At 32.4% G+C, this 19,553-nt stretch carries 16 protein-coding genes; 13 read left to right on the top strand and 3 right to left on the bottom strand.

Features of this window, described 5'->3' with window-relative positions; translation table 11 throughout:
• Positions 1-81: 81 nt before the first annotated feature.
• Complete coding sequence (locus tag L3X37_RS08455; RefSeq protein ID WP_237239735.1) at positions 82-987, top strand: endonuclease/exonuclease/phosphatase family protein; 906 nt, start codon at positions 82-84, stop codon at positions 985-987.
• Between the two features lie 106 nt (positions 988-1,093).
• A complete protein-coding gene (tyrS, locus tag L3X37_RS08450) occupies positions 1,094-2,389 on the top strand; it encodes a tyrosine--tRNA ligase (protein WP_237239734.1) in 1,296 nt (431 codons plus the stop codon).
• A 104-nt stretch (positions 2,390-2,493) separates the two neighbouring features.
• Here tyrS and L3X37_RS08445 read toward each other — a convergent pair whose 3' ends face one another.
• Positions 2,494-3,474, bottom strand: a complete 981-nt coding sequence (locus L3X37_RS08445) for a LuxE/PaaK family acyltransferase (RefSeq protein WP_237239733.1) — start codon at positions 3,472-3,474, stop codon at positions 2,494-2,496.
• Between the two features lie 93 nt (positions 3,475-3,567).
• Positions 3,568-3,909: a T9SS type A sorting domain-containing protein gene (locus L3X37_RS08440; protein WP_237239732.1), complete on the bottom strand. Its 342-nt coding sequence runs from the start codon at positions 3,907-3,909 to the stop codon at positions 3,568-3,570.
• A 208-nt stretch (positions 3,910-4,117) separates the two neighbouring features.
• On the opposite strand from L3X37_RS08440, the gene L3X37_RS08435 reads away from it, so the two are divergent.
• Together L3X37_RS08435 and L3X37_RS08430 are read left to right on the top strand one after the other, a co-directional pair.
• A complete protein-coding gene (locus tag L3X37_RS08435; protein WP_237239731.1) occupies positions 4,118-4,801 on the top strand; it encodes a response regulator transcription factor in 684 nt (227 codons plus the stop codon).
• An 80-nt stretch (positions 4,802-4,881) separates the two neighbouring features.
• Complete coding sequence (locus L3X37_RS08430) at positions 4,882-5,919, top strand: sensor histidine kinase (RefSeq protein WP_237239730.1); 1,038 nt, start codon at positions 4,882-4,884, stop codon at positions 5,917-5,919.
• Here the strand turns inward: L3X37_RS08430 and L3X37_RS08425 are convergent.
• Positions 5,893-6,948 carry a glycosyltransferase gene (locus L3X37_RS08425; RefSeq protein ID WP_237239729.1) on the bottom strand — a complete coding sequence of 352 codons (1,056 nt, stop codon included), beginning with the start codon at positions 6,946-6,948 and terminating at the stop codon, positions 5,893-5,895. The two genes, L3X37_RS08430 and L3X37_RS08425, sit on opposite strands and share 27 nt — an antisense overlap.
• A gap of 115 nt (positions 6,949-7,063) precedes the next feature.
• On the opposite strand from L3X37_RS08425, the gene trmB reads away from it, so the two are divergent.
• The 9 genes from trmB (at position 7,064) to L3X37_RS08380 (ending at position 19,336) form a co-directional block, all read left to right on the top strand.
• Positions 7,064-7,741 (top strand): tRNA (guanosine(46)-N7)-methyltransferase TrmB, encoded by a 678-nt coding sequence (gene trmB, locus L3X37_RS08420; RefSeq protein ID WP_237239790.1) that lies wholly within the window; start codon positions 7,064-7,066, stop codon positions 7,739-7,741.
• Positions 7,741-8,370: a LysE family transporter gene (locus tag L3X37_RS08415; protein WP_237239728.1), complete on the top strand. Its 630-nt coding sequence runs from the start codon at positions 7,741-7,743 to the stop codon at positions 8,368-8,370. Before trmB ends, L3X37_RS08415 begins: the two co-directional genes overlap by 1 nt.
• A gap of 93 nt (positions 8,371-8,463) precedes the next feature.
• Positions 8,464-8,793 carry an MGMT family protein gene (locus L3X37_RS08410; protein ID WP_237239727.1) on the top strand — a complete coding sequence of 110 codons (330 nt, stop codon included), beginning with the start codon at positions 8,464-8,466 and terminating at the stop codon, positions 8,791-8,793.
• 157 nt (positions 8,794-8,950) lie between these two features.
• Complete coding sequence (locus L3X37_RS08405; RefSeq protein ID WP_237239726.1) at positions 8,951-10,087, top strand: Mrp/NBP35 family ATP-binding protein; 1,137 nt, start codon at positions 8,951-8,953, stop codon at positions 10,085-10,087.
• Positions 10,088-10,091: 4 nt separating this feature from the next.
• Positions 10,092-10,337 carry a NifU family protein gene (locus L3X37_RS08400; RefSeq protein ID WP_237239725.1) on the top strand — a complete coding sequence of 82 codons (246 nt, stop codon included), beginning with the start codon at positions 10,092-10,094 and terminating at the stop codon, positions 10,335-10,337.
• 123 nt (positions 10,338-10,460) lie between these two features.
• Positions 10,461-10,790, top strand: coding sequence for a 2Fe-2S iron-sulfur cluster-binding family protein (locus L3X37_RS08395; RefSeq protein WP_237239724.1), 330 nt, complete (start codon positions 10,461-10,463; stop codon positions 10,788-10,790).
• A 967-nt stretch (positions 10,791-11,757) separates the two neighbouring features.
• Positions 11,758-16,446: a T9SS type B sorting domain-containing protein gene (locus L3X37_RS08390; RefSeq protein ID WP_237239723.1), complete on the top strand. Its 4,689-nt coding sequence runs from the start codon at positions 11,758-11,760 to the stop codon at positions 16,444-16,446.
• Between the two features lie 28 nt (positions 16,447-16,474).
• Entirely contained in the window at positions 16,475-17,431 is a 957-nt protein-coding gene (locus L3X37_RS08385) for a PorP/SprF family type IX secretion system membrane protein (protein WP_237239722.1), read from the top strand.
• Positions 17,432-17,449: 18 nt separating this feature from the next.
• On the top strand, positions 17,450-19,336 hold the full coding sequence (locus tag L3X37_RS08380) for an OmpA family protein (RefSeq protein ID WP_237239721.1): 1,887 nt from the start codon (positions 17,450-17,452) through the stop codon (positions 19,334-19,336).
• Positions 19,337-19,553 lie beyond the last annotated feature (217 nt).

The following is a 19,553-nucleotide window of genomic DNA, read 5'->3' as shown; positions in this document are numbered from 1 at the left end:
AATAGTGAATATTTGTTACTACTTTAATTCTATTAAAGGTTAATTATAATTGTTATTTTTACTGAAGAGTAAACGGCAAAAATGGTAAGTAAGTATTATAATTTTATAGTTCTCATATTTTTTATTGGAGTTTTTGGGTTCTCGCAGCAAGACTCTAAAACAGTTAAAATTATATCCTATAATATATGGAACGGATATGACTTCGGAAAAGATGAAAAAAGAAGAGCGCAAGTAGTAAATTGGATAGATTCTGAGCAACCAACAATTGTTGGCTTACAAGAGTTAGTTAATTATACTCCCAAAAAATTAGAAGAAGATGCAAATAATTGGGGACATTTATATTCTGTTTTATTAAAAGAGAAAGGATACTCTGTAGGTTTAACTTCTAAATCCCCAATAGAAGTAAAGGAAACTATTTTTGAGGATATGCATCATGGCGCTTTACACTGTAAAACAGGAGGCTTTGATGTATTTGTTATTCATTTTTCTCCGTCAAGCTATAAAAAAAGGCAGCAAGAAGCTGAAATTATTTTAAAGAAATTAAAAGAAGTAGTTAAGAGCAACCCAAATTATATAGTAATGGGAGATTTTAATGCGCTTTCGCCTATGGATGCTGATTTATATAAGAATGATGTATTATTAAATCGGTTGAGACTTTCAAATAAAGATAAGGGGGGAGCAGGTAATTTGGCTCATAATGAATTGGATTATTCTGTGATTTCAAGTTTTATGGCTTTTCCGCTTATTGATGCTTGTCAAAAGTTTACCAACACAATAAATGAGAGAGGAAGTTTTCCAGGAAGAATTTTAGGAAAAGTAAACTCAGAATCTGTTGAGGAATTAGTAAACCGTTTACAGCGTATAGATTACATTTTTCTTTCACCTTTATTGAGCAAAAAACTTAGCAATGCTCAAGTATACAATAAAGAACCAAATTGGTATCTGTCCGATCACTACCCAGTAGGTGTGGAATTAAAAATGCAATAAACACTATACTAGGATATTTTTTAGAATATTTAAAGATTCATCTTGAATTGCTTAGTAATTCTTCATGTATTTTTATCTTTGCCATTGTTTACTAAAATATTTAATAATGATAAAGAATTTTGTTGAAGAATTAACTTGGAGAGGCATGATACATACCGTTATGCCTGGTGCAGAAGGCCATTTAATGGAAAGCATGCGAAGCGCTTATGTAGGATTCGATCCAACAGCAGATTCTTTGCATATTGGCAATTTAGTACCTATAATGTTATTAGCGCATTATCAGCGCTGTGGGCATAAACCTGTTGCATTAGTTGGTGGAGCAACAGGTATGATTGGCGATCCGTCTGGTAAATCTAACGAGCGTAATTTATTAGATGAAAAAACGCTTAGGCATAATCAAGAATCTATAAAAAAGCAATTAGCACATTTTTTAGATTTTGAAAGTGATGCTAAAAATGCAGCAATTTTAGTGAATAATTACGATTGGATGAAAGACTTCTCGTTTCTAGAATTTATTCGTGATGTTGGTAAACATATTACAGTAAATTATATGATGGCTAAAGATTCTGTAAAAAACAGAATTTCATCAGAATCATCAGAAGGAATGAGCTTTACAGAGTTTACCTATCAACTTGTACAGGGCTACGATTTCCTTTATTTATACTCAAGTAACAATTGCTCAATTCAAATGGGTGGGAGCGATCAATGGGGGAATATTACAACGGGAACCGAATTAATTAGAAGAATTTCTGGCGGAAAAGGATTTGCTATAACTTGCCCGTTAATTACAAAATCCGATGGTTCAAAATTTGGAAAATCCGAAGGTGGAAATGTTTGGTTAGATGCTAACAGAACATCACCATATAAGTTCTATCAGTATTGGTTAAACTCTAGTGATGAAGATGCCGAAAAGTACATTAAGATTTTTACTTTTTTAAATGAGGAAGCTATTAATAACTTAATAAAAAAGCATCAAGAGGCACCGCATTTGCGTGTTTTACAAAAACGCTTAGCTGAAGAAATTACAACCATGGTACACTCTAAAGAAGATTTAGATAATGCTATAAAAGCAAGTGATATTTTGTTTGGAAAATCTACAAGTGATGATTTAAAACAGTTAAATGAGCAAACTTTTTTAGATGTTTTTGATGGTGTACCGCAAACAGAAATTTTAGAATCTGATATTGAAAACGGATTAGATATTATTTCAGCATTGGCGCAAAAGGGGGGCTTTTTAAAATCTAATGGGGAAGCACGTCGTGCATTAAAGGAAAATTCAATTTCTGTTAATAAAGAAAAAGTTAAAGAAGATTATAAAATTACCAATAAAGATTTGATTAATAATAAATTTGTTTTACTACAACGAGGTAAAAAAAATTACTTTGTTTTAAGTATAAAATAACTAAAAACCTGAGTTAACCCCCAAGCTTTTATTAACCAACAAACTAATCTTTCTTTTTCTTAGTTCACTTTTTGTCGAATCATTTTAATAAATATTTACAGATACTATAACACCATCAAATTACAGCCTCTAATATCTGAATTGTCAAAACGCCCAATCACTTCAAAAGAGCCATTTTTGTAAGTTCTTCCTAAATCTTGTGTAGCAATAAATGCGCAAGAATTAATATTTGCTAAGTCTATAACATTTATTCCGCCTGTTTTTCCAGATTCTTGAATAGTTAGAGCGTCTTCAGTGTCTCGTGTTAAAATGCGCATCCAACTTGGGCAATTAAAAATGCCATTTCCATTTGAGTAAGCTTGACTTAAAAGTTCAGTCATACCATACTCACTATGTATAGTTTCAACACCAAAACCAGCTTTTAGTTTGTTGTGTAAATCTGCTCTTATTAATTCTTTTCTTCTTCCTTTCATACCACCAGTTTCCATAATAATGCTGTTTTTAAGATTAAATTTATAACTTTCAATCAAATCCAATAAAGCAAAAGAAACACCAATTAAAAGCACTTTTTTTTTATTAGAATCTAGTTTAATTAAAGTGTCCTTTAGCTCAGATAAATTATTGAGATAAAAACCACTTTCTATGTAACCAGATTGAGAAATCATTTCATTTACCATATAAATCAACGATGATCCTTCGCGCTCTAAGTACGAAGGTAACAAGGCTAAAACAACATAGTCTTTTATGTCGCCGTAAAATTGTTGAAAACCTTTGGTGAAACTTTGCTCGTAAATTTTTAAATCTGTTACATGATGTTTGCTTGTAACATTTCCTGTGGTTCCAGAGCTAGTAAATGTAGTTTCAATATTATTTTTAGTGCTTAGTATGTTGTGCGATTTAAAAAACTGAATAGGTAAAAAAGGAATGTCTGTCATAGTTTTAACATCACTAGGGTGCTTGTACAGTAAATCACAAAATGATCGATATACACGATTATTTTTAAACTGATAATTAAAGATTTGCAATGCTAAACCTTCAAATTCTGTTTGATTTTTAATATTAAAAATAGTGTTACTATTAATCATTTAATTTATATAGAAAACAAAAACAAAAGTATATAAAATAAAAAAGCGTCGCTTATAGCAACGCTTTAAAATATTTTTTAAATAGAATTATTTTTACTTTATCACTAATTTACGTGTTTCGCTAATGTCCTCTTCGGTAATTTTTAAAATGTAAACACCTGTACTTAGTTTTGCTATGTTTAATTCTTTACCTATTAGTAATGTAGATAAAATTTGTTTTCCTAAGGCATTAAAAATTTCAATTTTCTTATTAAAGTTATTTTTAGATGTAATATAAATGTACTGTTTACCGTTGTTAACTGGATTAGGGTAAATAGAAAGACCCTCAATGTTTTGTTGTGCTTGCAAACTAGAATTCTCTGTTTGCGCAAACCCTTGTAGGGTTGTAAAAAACACTAAAGTAAAAATAAAAGTAAATAAGTAGTTTTTTTTCATATAAAACTTTTAACCGTATAAAATTAAATAAAATACTTCAAAAGTTATACCAAAATTATGTTAAAGATTTTATCATTTCACCGAAAAGTTAATTCACTGTAATTTGTATGTTACCTTAATGTTATTTGTTTTTAGATTTATAATAAAGTTGGGTTATTAGTTTTATCTTTACTCCAGTGTAAAAGATAAAAGTTGTTGTTTTTTTATAATGAATAAAAAGGATATTAAGATATTACTAGTTGATGATGAGCCCGATATTTTAGAGATTGTGTGTTATAATTTATCTAACGAAGGTTACCAAATAATAACTGCCGAAAATGGCATGCAAGCTGTAAAAAAGGCAAAAAAAGAGTTGCCACATCTTATTATTTTAGATGTTATGATGCCAGAAATGGATGGTATTGAAGCATGCGAAATAATTAGGAACAACCCCGAATTAAAAGATACCATTATTACTTTTTTAACAGCGAGAGGCGAAGATTATTCTCAAGTAGCTGGGTTTGATGCTGGAGCCGATGATTATATTACAAAACCTATAAAGCCAAAAGTTTTAGTTAGTAAAGTTAAAGCGCTTTTGCGTAGGTTTAAGCAGGAAACTAAAAACAGTAATGTTAAAAAAATAGGCAATTTAGTTATCGACAGAGATGAGTATAAAATTCTTTTAAAAGGAAAAGAAATTATTTTACCTCGAAAGGAGTTTGAATTACTGTCATTATTAACATCAAAACCAGGTAAAGTTTTTAAGCGCGACGAAATTCTTGATAAAGTTTGGGGAAATGAAGTTATAGTTGGAGGCAGAACCATTGATGTACATATAAGAAAACTACGCGAAAAAATAGGTGACGATAGTTTTAAAACTGTTAAAGGTGTTGGATATAAGTTTGTAGATTAATTTTAAAATCACACTAACATCTAAATAAAAGATTATTCTTGAATTACATTTGACAAAGGAAAATAATGTAATTTTGACAAATGAAATTAAAAAGAACATACCGTTTTGCAATTAAAACTTCGTTCTATATAACACTTTTTATAACGCTCTTATTGGGTGTTTTTTTATACACTTTTTACACTATAAATTGGGGTTTAATTTTAGCATTTGCAATTACGTGTTACTTGTTTTCATTTATTGTAATTCAATTAAGAGTTGAACGTTTTATATACAGACGCGTAAAAAAAATATACGACGATTTAACACTGTTAGAGTCAACTAGTTTTACTAGAGGATCTATTACTACCGATATGGGTACACTTACTAAAGAGATTGATAAGTTTGCCCGTGATAAAAAACTAGAAATAGAAACCCTTAAAGTTAGAGAAAAGTACCGTAAAGAATTTTTAGGTAATATATCACACGAATTAAAAACCCCATTATTCACAGTTCAAGGTTATATTTTAACACTTTTAGATGGTGCTATTGACAATAAAGATATAAGAAAAAAATATTTAGAAAGAGCTAACAAAGGTGTTGAAAGACTCAGTTATATTGTAAAAGATTTAGATATGATAACCAAACTAGAGTTGGGAGATTTAAGTCTTAATTTTGAAGTATTTGATATTGTAGAACTAGTAAATAATGTTTTTGATATGTTCGAGATGCGAGCTCATAAAAAAAATATTACCTTAACCTTTGATACAGATTACACCAAGCCTATTCTAGTAAATGCCGATAAAGAACGGATACAACAAGTATTAGCAAACCTTTTTGTAAACTCTATTAAATATGGCAAAGAAAAAGGAACTACTGAGGTAAGCATAGAAAATTTAATAAAAAACAAAGTTATTATTCGGGTAACTGATAATGGTGAAGGCATTGAAAAAAAACACTTACCAAGATTATTTGAACGCTTTTTTAGAGTTGATAAAACAGGAAATAGAAACGTTGGTGGTTCAGGCTTAGGCTTGTCTATTGTTAAGCATATTATTGAAGCTCACGAAGAAAGAATATATGTTGAAAGCGAATTTGGTGTAGGCAGCGAGTTTTCATTCACGCTCGAAAAGGCTGAATAAATTCTTAAAATCAACTTCAAAATCAAAAGACTTTAAACCGTTATAGTCATCTATATTTTTAAGTTTATCTAAAGTAAATCCTTCTTGACTGCAACTTGGTGCTAATTTTAAATCGCTTAACCGTTTTGCTAAATACTCTTGTTCAAATTGCCTAGGAGTAGGTATAAAAAAAGCTTTTTTATTAAGCTTAGCTAAATCCATTACTGTTGTATAGCCCGATCTGGTAATAATTAATTCGCTTTCGTTTATGGTTTTTTCAAGTAAATCAGAAGTCATAAAATTGTAAACAGCCATATTATCAATAACTTTAACAGTCAGGTCTTTTTCAATAACACCTTTAACAAAAACAATTTTTCCTTTATAATTTTTTAACTCAACCAAGAGTTTTTCTTCAAGAAAAGTACGTTGTGGTTCAGGACCAGAAAGAATCACTAAAATATCGTTTATAATGTTTAAGTTTTGCTGTTTAAATCTGCTTAATGGACCAATATATTTTTTAGTCATTTTAAACGAATGTGTATGTCCCAAATTTCCGCTTAAATTAAAAGGCTTTTGAGTATCAGGAATCCAGCAAACATTAAAATTTTTTATAATTTTTTGATGTATTTTAGTGCTAAGCCAAGTAGTTCTTCCACTTAAAACATTGAGTTGATGCGTTATATAAACAGATGGTGTTTTTTTACTATAAACGCCAAATCGATTATCAGAAATAATACCAATAATGTTATTATTTTCAATAATAGTTTTAGTTATTTTTTTTTCAGTTTTAATCGTTTTAATAAGTTTAGGGGCACCCATTAATAATTTCAACTTAAAATGGCTGTCCTTTTTTGCATATGTAATGCTGTACGATGGCAATTCAATTGAGGTTAAATGGGGAAATTCCTTTTGTAAAAGCTGTAAAGCATTGCCGTCGCTAGCTAAAATCGGGTCAAAACCATAAGTTAGTAATGCTTTAATAATAGGAATGCATCTTGTGGCATGCCCAAGTCCCCAATTTAACGGCGCAACTAATATTCGTTTTTTCATTTTTTACTTTGGGTAGGTTGCCAATACCGATATTAAGCGTTATTTTGCTAATTCAAAGATAAGCATATAAACTCTCTTGTATATTTGCTTAATTTTGCCAATTAATAAATACACTTTGGGAAGTAAAAATAAACTTAAAAGATTTAAAGAAAACGAAACCTTTGATAACGTTTTTCAACCAAAACGCGACGAATTGGTAAATGCTAACTTTAATTTAAAAGGCAACTGGAGAACATTGTTTTTTAAGAATAATAATCCGTTAGTTTTAGAGTTAGGCTGTGGTAAAGGTGAATATAGTGTAGCATTAGCTCAAAAACATCCAAATAAAAATTTTATAGGTATCGATATAAAGGGTGCTCGTTTTTGGCGAGGAGCTAAAACTGCTATTGAAGAAAAAATTTCAAACGTTGCTTTTTTGCGTACTCAAATAGAACTTATAGATTATGCATTTGCCGAAAATGAAGTTGACGAAATTTGGATAACCTTTCCAGACCCGCAAATAAAATACAAACGTACTAAACACCGTATGACAAACGCTGTATTTTTAGAACGTTACAAAAAAATTTTAAAACCAGAAGGCGAAGTAAATTTAAAAACGGATAGCGAATTTATGCACGGTTATACACTTGGGCTATTGCATGGTGCAGGACACGAAGTACTTTACGCAAACCATAATGTGTATAAACAAGAAGGCAGTCCAGAAGACGTTACAAGCATACAAACGTTTTACGAGTCGCAATATTTAGAACAAAACAAACCAATTACGTATATTAAGTTTAAAATTAAGGGTTAGTGGATATTACTTTTATCTTTTTTTTAGGATTATTTATAGCATTAATAGGTGTTATTCCGCCTGGGTTGTTAAATATGACGGCTGCTAAAATAAGTTTAAAAGAAGGGCATTCAAGAGGTATTGTGTTTTCTATTGGCGTTTGTATTATTGTAATGGTTCAGACTTATATAGCTACTATTTTTGCACGTTATTTAAGTAATCATCCCGAAGTTATAGATATACTGCAGCGCGTTGCATTTGTTATTTTTGTTTTAATCACTATTTATTTTTTATTTATAGCCAAAAACCAACCAGCAAAACAAACAACACCAAAAATGAGAAGCAAGCATAGTCGTTTTTTTCATGGGATTTTTTTATCTTCAATAAACGTTTTTCCTATACCATATCAAGCTTATATGACCATAACTTTGGCATCGTTTGGGTGGTTAAAATTCGATCAAATAAGCATCATATCATATGTTGCTGGAGCAGCTTCAGGGACCTTTGTCATGCTGTATGTGTATATTTTCTTTTTCGATAAAATAAAAGAAAAGTCACTTACTACTCAAAAAAACATGAATCGTATTATAGGCGGTATCACAGGAATTATTTCAATAGTTACTCTAATAAACATTATCAAAGAGTTTTAAGAATGAAACATCCATGATTAATATTTAATCACACAACCAAATGATTATTTAGGATGTTACATGTGACCGTTGAATAACAATAAATATAAACACATGAAACTAGAGACTTTAAATTTCTTTGATAAAGTTTACCAAGTAGCTCGATTAATTCCTTATGGAAAAGTAACTAGTTACGGAGCTATTGCAAAGTACTTAGGAGCTGCCAGAAGTGCGCGTATGGTTGGTTATGCGATGAATGGTTCTAGTGGAAAAGATGTGCCAGCGCATCGAGTTGTAAACCGAAAAGGTTTATTAACTGGTAAGCATCATTTTGATGGCACTAATTTAATGCAACAACTTTTAGAAAGCGAAGGTATTGAGGTTGTTGAAAACCAAATCCAAAACCTTGAAAGTGTATATTGGGATCCTTCAAAGGAATTATAATCATGTCTTATATCTTTTAAAAAAATTACAAATAATAGTAAATTTTTAAATCATAAATTTCAATAATAGCATTATTAAAAAACTTCAAGTTTTAGACTTTAAACTTATGGCTTTATTAATTATATTTGTACTTTAGAATAAATCTAAATTAAGAATTGTGAAGTTAAATAAACAAGATATATTAAGAGCACTCGAATCTATTACTGTTCCAGGAGAAGGTATGAATATGGTTGAGAGTAAAGCTGTAAAAAATGTCATTACTTTTGGTGATGAAGTTGTAGTAGATATTACCATTACAAACCCAAGTTTACAAGCAAAAAAACGTGTTGAGGTAGATATCCTTAAAACCATTCATGAGCAAGTTTATGAGAAGGCTAAAATTACAGTAAATGTAAAAGTTGAAGCTCCTGTAAAACCAAAAGCTAATGTAATAAAAGGTAATCCTATTCCTGGAATCCAAAATATAATAGCCGTAGCATCTGGTAAAGGAGGTGTTGGTAAATCTACAGTTACAGCAAATTTAGCGGTAACTTTAGCTAAAATGGGCTTTAAGGTTGGTGTTTTAGATGCCGACATTTACGGACCATCAATTCCTATTATGTTTGATGTTGAAAACGAGCGTCCAGTAGCTGTAAATATTGAAGGGAAATCTAAAATGAGACCTGTTGAAAATCATGACGTAAAAGTGCTCTCAATTGGTTTTTTTACAAAACCCGATCAAGCTGTAGTTTGGCGAGGGCCTATGGCAGCAAAAGCCTTAAATCAAATGATTTTTGATGCACATTGGGGTGAACTCGATTTTATGTTAATAGACTTGCCACCAGGAACTGGCGATATTCATTTAAGTATCATGCAATCGCTTCCAATAACTGGAGCAGTTGTTGTTAGTACACCGCAAAATGTGGCATTGGCAGACGCTAAAAAAGGAGTCGCGATGTTTCAACAAGACAGTATAAATGTACCCGTTTTAGGTATTATTGAAAATATGGCTTATTTTACACCAGCAGAATTGCCAGATAATAAATATTTTATTTTTGGTAAAGAAGGTGCAAAAAACCTTTCGGAAGATTTAAAAGTGCCATTTTTAGGAGCGTTACCGTTGGTACAAAGTATAAGAGAAGCAGGCGATGTTGGTCGTCCAGCAGCATTACAAACGGCAACGCCATTAGAGGAAGCCTTTGAAAAATTAACTCAAAATGTAGTTAAAGAAGTGGTGCGACGAAATGACGATTTACCACCAACCGAAGCTATAAAAATTACAACAATGGCTGGATGTTCAGCAGTTAAAAAATAGATTTATGACAACAGAAGAACTTAAGTTAAATGTAGAAAAAGCATTAGAAGAAATTCGTCCGTTTTTACAAAGTGATGGCGGCGATATCTCGTTGTTGTCTATAGAAGAAGATAATACTTTGGTAAAGGTGCAATTACAAGGCGCTTGTGTAGGTTGCAGTGTTAATCAAATGACACTTAAATCTGGTGTAGAAATGACCATTAAAAAATATGCGCCTCAAATACAACAAGTAGTAAATATTGAAGCTTAGTTCTTTTATAAATTTTTAATCCCTACTAAAATAATAGGATAATCTTACCTAAAAATAATTCAAAACAATTAAATTTGCGGCATGAAATCTGATGCACTTCTTTGCGACGTGTAAAAATCAATTATGGAAGATATTAATATAAAAATAACAGATAGAGATGGTGTAACGCACGAGGTTGTTGCGCCAACAGATATGGCCATGAATCTTATGGAAGTAGTAAGGTCTTACGAGCTTGCGCCAGAAGGTACTATTGGCGTTTGTGGCGGTATGGCAATGTGTGCTTCGTGCCAATGTTATGTAAATTCTAATCACGAACTTCCAGAAATGACAGACGATGAAGAAGCGATGCTCTCTGAAGCTTTCGATGTTAAAAACAATAGTCGTTTAGGTTGCCAAATACAAATGACTCCAGAAATGGAAGGCTTAGAAGTAGAATTGGCTCCCGAAAGTTAAGAATTCCTTTTTAAAAATAAATCTCAAACTTATTATAGCGTTACCCTTCTAAGGTTGGGTCGGGCTTTCACTACTCATCCCCTCCTTCGTCGGGGATTTCAAACATACCGCTCAATTCCTAACGCAGGTGTACTTGCTAATTGTTTTTTTCAGTTATTACTTTCTTAAAACTTGTTCAATTTTTTAATTAAATTCAAAATGAAAGCCCAAATACTGCAATTAGGTCTTTTTCGAGAAAGTTGTCAAAAAACTGTAAGCTAATAATTGATAATTATCCATTGTCAGGTTCCTATGATGATGTTGAATTCAAAAAAGTTGTTTGAAATGTTTTCCAATGTTGATTGGATATAAACTATCTGCTAATATGTTATAAATCTAACACCACATAAATTTGTAATTTTTTTTCTCATAAATTCAAGATTTCACCACCAAACCAAAAACACTTTTTTAATTACCTCATTTTTTAATTTTACCCAAATTAATGACGAATATTTTTCATCAAAGTAATGTTGCGCTATATAAGAAAACAAATTAAAGTTTAACCATTCTACATTATGCATGAGGTGTAATTAACCAATCTTTTTTATTAGGTATGTAAAACTTACAATCGCTAAATTGGTTTTTGTTTATATAAAACCCAACCACACAATCATTATTTAAAGTTTTAAGCGGTATATTTTGGTTGGCAAATGGTAAAAACAATTGCGCTTTAAAATAAACTTGGTGGGTAATGGTTTTAGCTTTTAAATCAAATTTATCTAAAAGGGTTTTGCAACAGTCTTATTATACTATTCTATTTGTCGACAAACAGATAAAAAACACGATTAAATACAAAAAAATCGACGAAATACAAAAAAATTAGTTAAATTGCACTCATAAAATGATTTTGATTAAGATATTTTAATGCTTTTGATTAATATCTTATTGAAAGTTATTGCTATTAATAATTAACAAATCAACCAAATCTATGAAGACAAAATCCCTTTTATGGTGTGCAAAAAGTTTTGTTGCCTTTATTATGGTATTTCTTTGGACACTTCATTCTGTAAATGCGCAGTGTCCAACAATTACCAATCCTACACCAACAGCAATTTGTGATGCATCAGGTTATACTTTTGCAGACTTAAGTGCAGATTATGCAACTGATACAGGAGATGGTATTGTATGGTACGATGCAGATTCAGGAGGTAGCGCATTTAATGATAATGAATTAGTTGCTGAAGGCATTTATTATATTGATAATATCTCTGGAAGTTGTCCAGCACCAAGGCAGTCTATAACAATAGATTTTCAAGTTGATGCATCTAATCAAAATCTTGATCGTATTTATTGTAGTAATGAGAATGCAACTATACAAACTTACATTGACGATGTTTTAATATTAGGTATTCCATCAGGAGGTTTAGTAGAAGTTTATAATGATTTTGAGTTGCTTAGTTTAGCTAACTCAACAGATCTTTTGCCTGTAGGCGCTTCAATATACTACATTATATTTGAAGATAATACAGGTTGTAGAAGTCAAATAGAAATAGGACAAGTAGGCGTTTTTAGTGCGCCAACAGATCCAACGCCACCAACACCACAATTGTTTTGTTCAGAGACTAATCCAACTATTGCAGATTTAGACTCTGGAACTACTGCAACGTTTGCATGGTATCAAAATATAAACGGTTCAGGAGAACCAATTCCACCAGCTTTATCGGCTAGCACAGCATTAATTGATGGGGCAACGTATTATGTTCAAATTGAAGAATTGTTTTGCGATAGTAATGCAATTCCTGTAACAGTAATAATAGATATTCCTAATAATCCTGGTACTTCAGGTAGTTTAGAGTATTGCGATGATAATATTCCATCAAGTGATTTTAACTTATTTGATGAATTGGCAGGAACACCTGATACAAATGGAGTGTGGACAGGTCCTTTATCTACAAGTAATGGTTTTCAAGGAACAGTTAGCATCTCTTCCTTAACAACACCAGGAGTATATACATTTACTTATACTGTCCCAAGTAATGGTACATGTCCAGAAAGTACAGCTAATGTAGTTATTACTATAAATGAAACATTAAGTTCGGGTACTGTTGCGGTCATTAATCCAGCAACTTTTTGCGAAAAAGATTTACCAGCTGCTTTCGATTTATCAACTTTATTAGATAATGAAGACCCAGGTGGGCAATGGACACAAGGAACTTTAAGCACAGATCCTGCGGTTAGTTCTCCAATAGATTTAACAAGCTTAACACCTGGAACTTACAATTTTACATATACGCAAAACTTATTGCCTAACCCATGTCCTGAAGAATCGACAACAGTTCAGGTAGAAGTGTTACAAGATCCAGAAGCAGGAAACGCAGTTAATCAAATATTTTGTGAAAATGATTTAGTAGCAAATTCACCCTTTAATTTATTTGATGCTTTAGACGGTTCTCAAGATAACAACAGTGGAACTTGGACTGATTCAGGAAATAATACCGTTTCAAATTCAATAGATATTACTGGGTTTACAGTTTCTGGGAGCCCATATCTATTTACCTATACCATTTCAAACGGAACTTGTGAAGATTCAGAAACGATTTCAATAACTATTGAACCCGCTCCAGAGTCTGGAAATGCTTTAGCTCCTTTTGAAGTTTGTGAAGAAAATGTTGGAGCAAACTCACCATTTGATTTATTCTCGCTTTTAGATGGTACACAAGATACAAACGGAACATGGTATGTTGGAGCTGACACTTCGGGCTCAGTAGCTACAAATCCTATTGATATTTCAGCATTAACAGATGGTACTTATAATTACACGTATTCAGTTCCAGATATAGGAACATGTTCAGATGTAGACGTTACGGTTCAAATTATCGTATTCCCACAACCCGAAACAGGAACTCCAACTACGGCTGTTTTTTGCGAAAATGACTTAGTGGGAAATTCACCTTTAGATTTGTTCGGACAGTTAACTGGAGAAGACTCAGGTGGCACATGGGCAGATGATGATACTACAGGTGCCTTAACAGGAAGTGATGTCGATTTAACACTTTTAACTATTGGTTCATATAATTTTACATATAGTATTACAAGTGCAAACGGATGTACAAATAACTCAACAGTTATTGTAACAATTGAAGATGCACCAGAATCTGGAACGGTTAATGCACCAGCAGAGTTTTGTGAAGCATTAGCACCAGTAAGTTATAATTTATTCGATTTGTTAAGTGGAGAAGACCAAACAGGAACTTGGAACGACGATGATGCTACAGGAACATTAACAGGAAATACAGTTGATTTATCTGGGTTAACACCAGCAACTTATAGTTTTACATTTGATGTTGATGCCATTGGAGGTTGTGATGATGTAAATGTAACAGTAAGCGTTATTATCAATCCGTTACCAAATACAGGCACTACAACAGCAGCAGTTTTCTGTGAAAATGACTTGGTGGCAAACTCGCCTTTAGATTTGTTTGGGCAATTGGCAGGAGAAGATTCAGGTGGTACATGGACAGACGATGATGTATCAGGAGCTTTAACAGGAAGTGATGTTGATTTAACAAGTTTAGCTATTGGTTCATATAACTTCACTTATAGTATTACAGACATAAACGGATGTACAAATAGTTCAACAGTTATTGTAACAATTGAAGATGCACCAGAATCTGGAACACCAAATACACCAGTTGAATTTTGTTTAGCAGATATTACAACAGGTCAAACCTATAATTTATTTGATTTACTAACTGGAGAAGACCATACAGGAACTTGGAATGATGACGATGCTTCTGGAGCATTAAGTGGAAATACGGTAGCCCTTGATGGGTTAACGCAAGGTACTTATAACTTTACTTATGATGTTGATGCTATTGGAGGTTGCGATGATGTTAATGTTACGGTTAGTATTATTATTAACGATACACCGCCACCATCAGCAACATCGCCACAAGAATTTTGTGATACAGCAACAGTTTTAGATTTAGCTGCTACTGGAAACTCTATTCAATGGTATGATGTTATGAATGGTGGTTCAGTTTTAGCAGGAACAACCGCTTTAATTGATGGACAAACCTATTATGCAACTCAAACTGATGTAACAACAGGTTGTGAATCTTCAGTAAGAACAGCAGTTTCAGTTACAATTTATCAATCGCCAAATGCGGGTAATCCAAATACAACAGCAATTTTAGCTTGTAACGATAATAGCAACATAGATTTAGATACAGGTTTAGATGGTACACAAGATTCTGGTGGTGTTTGGCAAGATACAGATGCTACAGGAGCATTATCTGGAAATAGTTTTGATGCTACAGGAATTGCAGCAGGCACGTATCAATTTACATATTTTGTTGCAGGGTCATCGCCATGTGTAGATGAGAGCACAGTTATTACAGTTACCATAGAAGAACCATTAAACGCAGGAACAGATAATACTTTAGATGTTTGTAGCAATAATGGAACAACCGATTTATTTACATTAATTGGTAGTGCAGATTCAGGAGGAACATGGTCGCCAGCTTTAAATAGTGGCACTGGAGTTTTCGATCCATTAATTGATGCTCCTGGAACATATACCTATTCATTATCTAATGGTTGTGGCACATTTTCAAGTGAGGTTGTGGTTTCAGTTGAGCAAGCACCAAATGCAGGTACAGATAGTTCCATTACAATTTGTGTAATAGATGGAGTTACCGATTTATTCCTCTCATTAGGAAGTTCAGCTCAAAGTGGAGGAACATGGTCGCCCACCTTAGCTAGTGGAACAGGTGAATTTGACCCAAATGTTGATACAGCAGCAGTTTACACATATACGGTTGCAGCGGTTTCACCATGTACAACAGATTCAACAGCTCAAATAACAGTTACAATTGACGATACACCAACACCAACGGTAACCGATGCTACACCTGAATTCTGTTTAGTTGATAACCCAACTGTAGCAGATTTAGATAGTACTATTAGTTCATCTGGAACAATAAATTGGTACGACGATGCTGCCTTAACTATTGTGGCAAATGCAACGGATAGTTTAGTTGATGGCGAAGATTATTATGCAACGCAAACCAATAGTTCGGGTTGTGAGTCTTCAACAAGTGTATCAGTAACAGTAACAGTTAACGATACACCAACACCAACGTTAATAGCTTCAAATCAAGAGCTATGTATTAACGATAATCCTATGATTAGTGAATTAACATCAAATATCAATTTTAATTCATCATCACACAGTGTTGTTTGGTATGATGCAGATGTTGGTGGTTCTGTAGTTTCAGAAAGTAGTTTATTAACTAATGGAACTATATATTATGCCGTTTTAGTTGATTTAGTAACAGGATGCGAAAGTAGTGTACGATTATCTGTAACACCAGATTTAACCTCGTGTGGCGATTTGGTAATTCCAGACGGGTTTTCACCAAACGGAGATGGTGTTAATGACACCTTCGACATGGACAATTTAGGAATTCTATATCCGAATTTTGAAATAGAAATATTTAACCGTAACGGAAATATTGTCTATAAAGGAAATGCAAATACCCCAAGATTTAACGGAAAATCTAATCAATCTTCTTTAGGAAGTAATGATTTACCAGTTGGTGTGTATTTCTACATTTTCAATTTTAATGATGGAACCAATAAACCGAAACAAGGACGCTTATACTTAAGCAGATAATTTATAGATAAAGCAAAATTTAAGACACATGAAACATTTAAATATATATCATAAAATAGCTGCTTTGTTAAGTATATTGGTTTTGTCCTTTCAAAGCAACGCACAACAAGACCCTCAATTCACTCAATATATGTATAACATGAGTGTAATTAATCCCGCTTACGCAACTGCCAACGAAGACATATTAAATTTAGGCGGGCATTACAGAACCCAATGGGTAGGTTTAGAAGGCGCACCAAAAACAGGAAGCTTTTTTGCGCACACTCCTATAAACGATAAAATAGAGATGGGAATTTCTTTTACAAATGATAACATTGGTGATGTTGTTAATGAAAATAACATATTTGCAGATTTTGCATATGTTTTGCCTGTTGGTTTAGAAAGTAAACTATCATTAGGTTTAAAAGCTGGATTCACATTTTTTGATGCCACTTTTGATGGATTTATACTGCAGTCTGGTAACCAAACTACCGATGTAGCATTTAATGAAAATATTACTAAAGCATTCCCGAATTTGGGTATTGGTGCTTTCTTGTTTACCGATAATTATTACTTAGGTTTATCGGCACCTAACATGTTAACAACTAAACATATTGAAACTGAAAATGGTGTTAAAGCTACAGGTGTTCAAAGTGTACATTATTTCTTTACAGGAGGTTATGTTTTTGATATTAATGAGAAACTAAAACTAAAACCTGCATTTATGGCAAAAGCAGTTTCAGGCGCACCTTTAGCATTAGATGTTACAGCAAATGTTTTGATTAATGAAAAATTAGAAGCTGGTTTAGGCTACCGATTAGGAGATGCTGTAAGCGCACTAGTTAACTTTAGAATCAGTCCAGATTTAAGAATAGGTTATTCTTATGATTATACAACCTCCAACTTAGGAAGTTTCAATTCTGGGTCGCACGAAATATTCATTTTATTTGATGTCGATTTATTCGGCTTCAAAAAAGGTTACGACCGTTCACCAAGATTCTTCTAAAATTAAATGACTACAATTATGAAAAAACATATATACATACTTGCAAGCCTTTTATTAGTTAGTGGAATGGCATTTGCACAAAAGAAAAATTTAAAACGCGTTAATAAACTTTTCGAAATGCGTTCGTATACACAAGCTGCTGAAGCATACGAAACCAAAGAGCGTACTCAAGAAGTACTTCAAAATTTGGCCGATAGTTATTATTATAACGCCAGTCTTCAAAAAGCCATTAAAACTTACAGAGAGTTGTTTATTGAATATAGCGACTCGATTGATATTGAATATCACTTCCGTTTTGCACAAGCCTTAAAAGGCGTAAAAGAATATAAAGAAGCTGATAAACATTTAACCAGATATTATAATAAAACTATTAATACACCTGCGTTTATTGTGGAAACTGATAAAACCACACCACATACTTTTGAATTAAAACAAATTGAGAATAAAAATTCTAGTAGTGATTTTGGGTTGTCGTTTTATGGTGAAAACAAAGTGGCTTTTGCATCGGCAAGAAACACTGAAAATCCGTCGTATTCGTGGAATGAGTTACCGTATTTAGATTTATATAGCGCCACTTTAACCAATGATAATGTGCTTGAAAATGTTGAACCATTTTCAGATGCTATCAATACAAATTCGCACGAAAGTAGTGCCGTATTTACCAAAGATGGTAAAACCATGTATTTTAATAGAACCAATACTACGCGCAAAAAAACAGACGATGAGCACATAGCACATATTAAAATTTATAAAGCGGAATTAGTTGATGGTGTTTGGACGAATGTTAAAGCACTTCCATTTACATCAAATACATACAGTACCGAACACCCAGCGCTAAGTAAAGACGAAAAAACACTGTATTTTGCCAGTGATATGCCCGGGACTTTAGGTAGTTTTGATATTTATAAAGTTGTTATAAACGATGATGGAACTTATGGAGAACCAGAAAATTTAGGAGACAAAATCAACACAAAACACAGAGAGCAGTTTCCGTTTATAAGTGAATATAATGTTTTGTATTTCTCATCAATTGGTCATCAAGGTTATGGTGGTTTAGATGTATTTAGAAGCAACATTGTAAATGGCAATTTTGATAAGCCAGTAAATTTAGGAGGCTCCATAAATAGTAATTTAGACGATTTTGCTTATGTAGTTAGAGAAAAAAACAATAGGGGTTATGTGTCGTCAAACCGTACAGGTTATGATAGGTTGTTTGGCTTTGCTAGAGAAGAAAACCCACTAACCAAATACCAAGTAGAAGGAATTGTTCAAGATTTAAATAGCAAAGAATTGTTAGCTGGTTCTTTAGTTACTTTATTTGATGAATCGAATACTGTAATTCAAGATACTCTAGTTGGTAATGATGCTTATTATATTTTTAAAATAGAACCAAATAAAAAGTATAAAGTTCGCGGAACACGTAAAGCTTACATACCTCAAGATGTTGAGTTTTCAACAGACAGTAAAGGAAAAATACAGCACAATATTTACTTAAATTTAGAGTCTTTTGCAGATGCTGAGGAACGTGTAAAAGAAAATGAAAAAGGCGATGTGCAAGTACAATTGGATAAAATTTATTTCGATTTTGATAAATCTGATATTCGTGAAGATGCAGCAGTAACTTTAAATGTTTTAGTCGATTTAATGAAGAAATATCCATCTATGGAAGTAGAAGTATCGGCACATACAGATGCTCGTGGTCCAGACCAATATAACTTAGACTTATCTAAACGTAGAGCAGCATCAACTTTAGAATATTTAGTAAGCCAGGGTATTGAAAGAAACCGATTAAAAAGTATTGGTTATGGCGAAATGCAACCGTTAAATAAATGTATTAAAGAAGGTATTTGTGAAGATGAGGAATATGATATAAACAGACGCTGTGAATTTACAATTCTAAATTAATCTGTCATTCCTGCGATGGCAGGAATCTTATAATAAAAACCAAAACCTAATATATTAACCAACCAAATTATTTTGATAAAGCCTTTCTGAATTGGAAAGGCTTTTTGTTTATATTTGCTTATGCTGAATTTGTTTCAGTATTTTTGTCATTCCTGCAAAGGCAGGAATCCACTTTTTTATAGAGAGTTTGAAACAAAAATGAAATTTCTGTTTTTAC

Source organism: Wocania arenilitoris, assembly GCF_021728535.1.
GTDB lineage: Bacteria > Bacteroidota > Bacteroidia > Flavobacteriales > Flavobacteriaceae > Wocania_A > Wocania_A arenilitoris.
The sequence above is the reverse complement of the archived record's forward strand: the minus strand, read 5'-3'. Positions and strand labels throughout refer to the sequence as shown.